Annotated in this window: 6 protein-coding genes; 4 read left to right on the top strand and 2 right to left on the bottom strand. The window is 60.9% G+C overall.

What is annotated here, in order from left to right; genetic code table 11:
* Together AC1D00_RS19105 and AC1D00_RS19100 are read left to right on the top strand one after the other, a co-directional pair.
* Positions 1 to 1,297, top strand: a 1,297-nt coding sequence (locus tag AC1D00_RS19105; RefSeq protein WP_477011727.1) for a caspase family protein, incomplete at its 5' end; no start/stop codon positions are given.
* A gap of 19 nt (positions 1,298 to 1,316) precedes the next feature.
* A complete protein-coding gene (locus AC1D00_RS19100) occupies positions 1,317 to 1,964 on the top strand; it encodes a DUF4384 domain-containing protein (RefSeq protein ID WP_011086390.1) in 648 nt (215 codons plus the stop codon).
* A gap of 27 nt (positions 1,965 to 1,991) precedes the next feature.
* Here the strand turns inward: AC1D00_RS19100 and AC1D00_RS19095 are convergent, their stop codons facing one another.
* On the bottom strand, positions 1,992 to 2,984 hold the full coding sequence (locus tag AC1D00_RS19095) for a hypothetical protein (RefSeq protein WP_477011726.1): 993 nt from the start codon (positions 2,982 to 2,984) through the stop codon (positions 1,992 to 1,994).
* Positions 2,985 to 3,120: 136 nt separating this feature from the next.
* A complete protein-coding gene (locus AC1D00_RS19090) occupies positions 3,121 to 5,004 on the bottom strand; it encodes a caspase family protein (protein ID WP_477011725.1) in 1,884 nt (627 codons plus the stop codon).
* A 970-nt stretch (positions 5,005 to 5,974) separates the two neighbouring features.
* Between AC1D00_RS19090 and AC1D00_RS19085 the strand changes: the two genes are divergently transcribed.
* Positions 5,975 to 6,535 (top strand): hypothetical protein, encoded by a 561-nt coding sequence (locus AC1D00_RS19085; RefSeq protein WP_028170712.1) that lies wholly within the window; start codon positions 5,975 to 5,977, stop codon positions 6,533 to 6,535.
* 487 nt (positions 6,536 to 7,022) lie between these two features.
* A partial coding sequence (locus tag AC1D00_RS19080) for a hypothetical protein (RefSeq protein ID WP_477011724.1) occupies positions 7,023 to 7,229 on the top strand: 207 nt, incomplete at its 3' end.

Genomic DNA, 7,229 nt, shown 5'->3' with positions numbered 1-7,229 from the left:
GTTCAACCATTTCATCCGGCAGTTCGAGCTTCGCGGAGCGAAGGTGATCTTCGTGGCTGATACCTGCCACGGCGGCGGTATGGTGCGCGATATCGATCCGCGTGCCGCTGAGATGAGCTTCCGGCAGGTCCCGCGTTACACGTTGCTGGTTGACGAACTGAAGCCGGTGTCGGACAGCAACGATCCGAAGTCGGAACTCGATCTTGACCACACGGCGTTCCTGGCTGCGGTGGACCGCTACACCAAGGCGCCGGAAGTCCGCATCCCTGGCATCGATGGCCTGCGCGGGGCTCTCAGCTATGCGGTCGCGCGGGCGGTGGAGGGGAGCGCGGACGTCAATCACGATGGGAAGGTGACGCTCAAGGAGCTCTTCAGCAATGTTCGACAGGTGGTCTATCAGCTCTCGGACCAGCGCCAGAACATCGTGACCATATCATCGCCGCCCCTGACGCCTGATACCGACATCGCCTTCGAATTGACGCGCGGTGTCGTGCTGATTCAGGGGCCGGCCGCGAGAGCGGCCTCCGGCCCGGCCGGATCCGGGGCGCCCGTCGAGGGACAAGCGCCCGCGCCGCCGGCTGTCACGGCCAAGGCACCAAACATTCCCACCCTTGCCGCTGCGGCGACCAAGGAACTTCCGACCGGCGACGCGCCGGCCCCGCTCCGTCTCGCTGCGCCAATCCGGCTGGCGGCGCTCGACGGCAAGACGAACTATTTTGCGAGCGTGGTGCCAAAGGATGTTCCCGTGCAGGCTGTTCAGCCGACGGACAATCCCGACCTGATCTGGGATCCCGTGTCGCACGACGTGATCGCGTGGGGCGACGTAGTCGCCTACGGGATCGACGTTGCCAGCCTGCCGACGGTCGTTGACCGGACAGCGGCAATTCGTGAACTGAAGCGCATTGCGACCCGGTCGCCGCAGATCATGCGCATCTGGCCGGACGATCGCCAACAGCGTGCTGGCCAGACTGTCGAAGTTGATCTGTCTGATGTGGGGTCAAGAGCGGTGTTGCTGTTCAATGTGTCTGGCGATGGCACCATCCAATTGTTGTATCCGGTGGGTTCCGATGCGGCACTGGCCCGATCGGCGAGTTTGCGCCTACCGCTCAGGGTCGGCGAGCCGTTCGGTGCGGAACAGATCGTTGCAGTGACCTCGCARCAGCGCATGGTCGATCTTGAGACAGTCCTGATGCAGCTCAACCGGCGCCGCGCTTCGGGGCAGGTGATCAAGAGCCTCGAGCGGTACTTGCCTGCGGACGCGCGGATCGCCTCGATCGGCTTCTTCAGTGCTCCCTGACTCTTAGGGAGAGCCGGCCATGCCGTCATCGCAGCCGATCCGCCGGGAGCGACCATGGCTCGCATTCCTGCTGCTGCTGGCGGGTAGCGGAGCTTCGTCCGCAGCACCGTTGCCGTCGGCATCGCTGAATGTCGGCACGACGTATGCACCCTGGCTTTGGCCCGTACAAGCGGCGCGCAGGCAGGCCAATACCGCGAGTGTGTCCCTTCAGATCCTGCCGGGTCAGACCGTCAACCTCGGCGGCAAGGTCACGTTCGGCGTCACCGCGAGGAAGCCGGGATATCTCATTCTCGTCGACGTCGACGCGGAAGGGCGGATGTCCCAGATCTTTCCGACTCCCGAGCTATTGGCGCAGTCGGACGGACGCGACATCAATCTCGTCAAGCCCGGCGTCGAATTTGTCGTTCCAACCCCGGCGGCTCGGCAGCGTGGTTTTGAATATGTCGTCTCACCGCCGACTGGGTCAGCAGTGATGATCGCCATCCTGAGCGAGCGGCGGGTGCAGTTGCTCGATTTGCCGGACTTGCCGCGGAAGCTACAAGATCAGGCCGAGGCGTTGAGCTATCTAACGGCCTGGACCAGTGAGCTGCGCGTGCCGGACAACGGCAGCGGAAAGCTGGTGACGAATAATTGGTCGTTCGACGTCAAATCCTATTCCATCAAGTGAGCCCGGCAAGGCCAAGGCCTGTGAAGGCTAAAGCTTGCTCAGCCGACTGAAGAAGCCGCCCCGGGCGATCATGTAATGAATGTCCTTTGGAAAGGGAAAAGCGCTGCGAACGTTGGAAATCGCGCCCTGAAGGAATTCCCCGTGCTGTGGCGCCGGCTTGTGGCGCAGACTTGGCTGGTCAGCGACCTGCGGTATCATGAAGCGATCCACGTAAGCCGGGTCCAGGTCGTTGACCCTGACCATCTGGCCAAATGCCGGGAACAGGTCGTAATGACCGACCCTTACGCTAAGGTTCTTGAGAGCAGGGCGTTGTGGCTGTGCTTGATTGCCATCGGCCATCGCCAGCCCGCGCCCGATCAGGTCCAGCTTCACCGATTGCGGGAGAGTTGATGGACCATACACGATCTCGAGCGCGCGGCCGCTCTGTCCAGACAGCCACTGGTACCAGAAGGTCGCATCGTCGGGCCGCGCATTGGCACCGTAGAGGCAGTCAAATCCCCAACAAGCCGTCAGCTTGCCCTGATACTTTCCAAGGCTCCCGACGAGATTGCGCATGCCGTTACCACCGCCGGAGTGGCATGCGATGATGAGCTTGCCGATCTGGAGCTGAGGAATGGACGTCGAGGAGAGACCCAGGAACCTGGCAAGAGCTCCAAGAATCTCCTCGAGATAGCGTTCGCCCCAGTTCGCGGTTGCCAGGTCAGACACGCTGTAGTTTCCGGCAAAGGTGTCGCCAACGGCATATTCGTAGCCCAGGAACGGCGCGATAAGCACCACGTCCTTGCCGGAATCCCGGACTTGTTCGCGCAGTCGCGCTGGATCGTTGTGGAACAGGAACTCATGGTTTTTGACGTAGAAGCCGTGAAGCCAGATCACGACATCGAACTTGGTGGCGGCTGTTGGGTGCTTTGGCGGAAGATAAACCGCCGTCGGCTTCATGCCGGGCGCCTGCCGCTTCGTGAAGAGCGTCACCCCTGGAAAGGCGCTGGCGTCCTTCTGCTCGAGCTCACACGCCACCACGCAGGTCGCTCCGCTTCGGCCAAGTCAGACACAAGGTCATCGACCGAGCCGAGGCTAGGCTCGGCGGCTCGGCGCACTCGAGATAATCCGGCGTCCCGATAGCTTCCTGACGCCGCCGGCGTAGCGTCTCGCCGCGCTAGTTGCAGACCTCGGCATTGGGATTGGCGTAGGGGCCACCTCCGCCGCGATATTCGAGATGGCAGCCGCGCTTGACGGGGCGGCACAAGAGGTCATTGCAGTAGATCTGTCCGCCGGCGCCTGATGCGCTGCGCTTGGCACCATCCGCCTGCGGCTTCGGGCTCGCCTGTCGCGGCGGAACGTCCGCTGTCGGCTGCCGACTCTGGCGGGCCGAACGATCCGCGCGCGACGGACGGTCATCCGTATTGCTCTTGGCAACCGGCTTCTTCCCGCGCTGCTTCTCGCATTCATTGTCGTCGTTGAGGAACGAGCCCTCGGCACAGGTGATTTTGCTGCACTGGTCGCCGTCGGGCCTGTAGCCGCGATCGCAGATCAGCGGGCAGACCCGCGATGGCCTAAGCTTGATCACGTCAAGAGCATCCAAACTTGCAAGCTTAACGTCCAGTTTGGTGCCTGCGTGCCGGTTGAAGAGAGCCAACGAGCGCTGTGAGGCCGCATTCCATTGGCCGTCGACGGGGCCGGCGAAGCAGCCGACGCGGCTCAATTCGCCTTGTACGGACTTGGCGATATCGGCTCTTGCGATATCGGTCTGGCGCGGCTCGTCGCTCAGTGCCGCAAGCTTGGGCGTCTTGCTGTCCTCACCGGGCGCAGCGGCCGTGGGGTTATCCGCGACGGTACTCTCAGCGGCCGGTTTATTCCCGGAGAGTGCAGCGACGATTGTAGATTCGGATGCAGTCCGTTTCCGTTCCGCCTCGGTGGCCTGCTCCTGCGCCGCTTGCTTCGTCCTCTCGGCGGCAATCCGGGCCTCTTCCGCGGCCTTCAGATCCGCGGCCGCCTTCTCCTGTTCGGCACGCTGGGCGCCCTGGGACATCAGGCGAGCTTGTTGCTGCTCGGCCTGCTGCGCTTTCGCCGTCGCCGCGACGCGTGCGTCCTCGGCCTCGAGCTGATTAAGCTGCAGCTTGGCCAGATTTGAGTAGTATCCGTCGGGATGCTGGGTCAGGAACGCGTTCAGAGCGGGCTTGTTGCGGAGCTGCAAGGCCAATTCGTAATCGCGACGAATTTCCGACTGGGGGTTGGCTGCTTGTATCGGCTCCTCGGCCTTGGCAGCCGGAACAAGTGCAACGTCTTCGCCGCCCAGCGAGCCGTAGACATAGGGCTCCTGTCGGTTGCCCGTGGCTTGCAAGACATCGTCGCGGACGAAGCCGAAAGCCCTGCGCAAGTCGAGCCCCGGCTTTGCAATATACTTCACGAGAGCCGTCGCGTACGGACTATTCTTGCTGTTGCCATCGAGTGCGGTTAGTCCGGCTTTCGCGGCAAACGCGATCAGTGTGTTGGAGACGGCAGGTTCGACCCTGGCCAGCCCGCGGCTGATTGATCGCGAGGCAACTGTGCGCTTCATTGAGTCGGCAAACGGATTGTTGCGGCACGCGTCGACGATCACAACGCGCAGCTGCCTCGCAGGCTCGATCGCCAGCAGGACACGGTCGAGCGAGAATGCTTCGTCATAGATATCCGTGTCACGCTCGAGTCTGGCGTCTGTCGGGATCAGATAGTTCGTTCCGTCGATCTCGATACCGTGGCCAGCATAGTACACCAAGGCAATGTCGGCATTGCGGGCCTGATCGGCGAATTCTCTCAGGGCCCGCCGCATGTCGGTCGCGGCGAGGTTGAGCCTTGAGTCAACCACATCGAAACCTGCGCCCTTCAAGGTCGCGGCGATGGCCGCAGCGTCATTGGCCGGGTTTGGAAGCAGTGGGGCGTTTTGATAGCTGGAATTGCCTACCACCAAAGCTACGCGCTTTGTCGCCCAGGCTGGCTGAGAGGCCAGGAACAGCGAAGCGGCGAGAAGAAGACAAACTCGGAGGTGCCTGTACAATCTCATGGCGAACACCCAACCTATGCCCGTAGAACGGTAACGTCGCGAGGACGGCCGCGTAAGAAATAATTCCTGAATTCGCACGTTACTGGCGGCTGCCTATCTGCATACGGTACCGATCTCGAGCCCGATCCATTCCTATGTGTTGTTTTGGAATGCGGAGGCGTTCAAAAGGCGCGGAGGATTATTGCGGCCGGGCGTTGTGTGCCGATTCATGTGGATGATGGGCGCCCGCCAATGTTGAGCGGTCGCGCGACCTCTGTATAAGATGTTGATGTAAAACATTTATTGTATTCTTGCTGGCCTGCTCGCGGCAGCGCACCAAAAGGCTCTGGCGTGGTTCAAACGAAAGTTCCGCTGACGGCGATCGAGGGGACGTGAAGTCCAAGGACGGGCTCGCGGATCGATGGTCTCGGTCGCAGCTTGCATTCAGGTCAACAACGCGGAGCAAGGCCGTCAGTTCGGCTTCGGGCAGTGATGGACTTTGCGAAGAATTCGCGTCCATCGAGCCATGGCTTGGCGGCCACGAAGCCGAAGTTCTCCAGGACCTGATCCTCCGTGAGAGAGGACGTTCTTGTGGCCCTTGTACTCGCAATCTCTTGATGACCGTCATTTTCATGTTCCCGCCGGAGCGCTCGATCTTCGAGCGCAGGACGATCCGATGACGAGCTTGGGCCTCATCGAGCCCGACGTCGCCTGATCCGACGCGTCGAGCAAACTGGGCGTCGATCAGCAAACAGACGCGGTAGCCCGCGGCAAATAGCCGGCTCGCCCTGTCTATACTGCCAGTGCCCGACGGTGAAACACGAGATCGGCGTCTTCTTGGATGTCGGTGTAGCCGGCGCGGTGAATCTCCATCGGGGTCATGTCCGCCGGACATTGTTCCTTCGGTAGAGTCGAAATGAAACCAGTCCTCCGAATTGCGGAGGACAGCGCGCGGAGATACAATCGCAAATTCCGAACTTCGGAGAAACTAATGCCTATTCCCTTGAGGATTTACATCACGCCATTTGCCGAGAGAGGGGTCGTTGAGCCCAGGCAATGGAGCAGCGACACGGCCAAGAAGGCGCTCGACGTGGTCAATACGATCTGGTCAAAGGCCAAGATCGCGTTCGTGATCAGCGATTGCCTGATGGAGAAGCCGCTCGACATGGCAAAGAGCGCACGCAGCAATGATCAGCGATTGCTGGGTGTTCTTACCTCTCGGCACGATCCGGACAATGCCATCCACATCTACCTCGTCAATTCGATTGAAAATCTGTCCGCTGGCGGAGGCTCATACCCCAATAGCGAACCCGAGCCGGCAAGCTTCGTCCAGTGGTATGGCAATGACCACGCCAATGGACGCGCCTGGGCTCACGAGCTTGGTCATCTGATGAGCCTTGATCACGTCGAGATCGATTATTCCAATGAGAAGCAGGCGGCGCAGCGCGTCAAGAACCTCATGACGATAGGATTGAGCGCCGGCTCCGACTTGACTGGCCAGCAGATCGATGCAGCCAAGGGCTCAAAGCTGGTCAAGCGATTTGGCGGATAAGTCGTCGGTCGATCGCAGAAGTCGTCGCCTCCGTCGTCCTGCAGATCGCGCGTCCGCGCGAAACGGTCCGAACGTCCTCTGCGCGAGGCGGTCTCCACTGAATTCAGCCAAACGATTACATTGCGGCAATCGACGTAGTCGTGTGCTCCCGGCCCGACGTCGAGGTGGCCGGACTTACGGCAAGTTCCATCGCGCCAGGCCTCGCAGGCGGAGCCCTGGGCGAGCCCCTTGTCGGAAATCGAAAAGCAATTGAATGACTGCGTTTCGCTGCATGGCAGCGAAAGCCTTAGTAAGATCGAGGAAACGACGCCAGGTTCCTGTTCGCGAGAACCTCGTCGCTCCAGTTCAGACGTTTGGCTGCCGTTTTGACAGCGGTTGGGTAAGGGCTTCCAAGTCTGGGGAAGTTCCGCGAGGTCGTCGTGCTGTACGAGTTCCACGGCTGTCCTATCGCGACCCCTCCTGGGTCGTCGCTGCTCCGATCGCGACAATGATGTCGCGTTGCACAGCGCACACTGCTTCGGCGCCAGATCGAAATGGGAAGAAGATCACAACCTTCGTTGTAGCTGCCGATTTCATGAACTTCTCTTCTCTTGCCCGCACTAAAAACAAGGCGGTCCTGCGCCGTCCGGCCGATCGCCAACGAGTTGCTATCTGTTTACTGCAGGTCGAAGAGACATGTTTCACAAAACTGGTC

The sequence above is a fragment of the Bradyrhizobium sp. P2_E8 genome (assembly GCF_056403875.1).
This window is presented reverse-complemented; position numbering and strand designations above follow the sequence as displayed.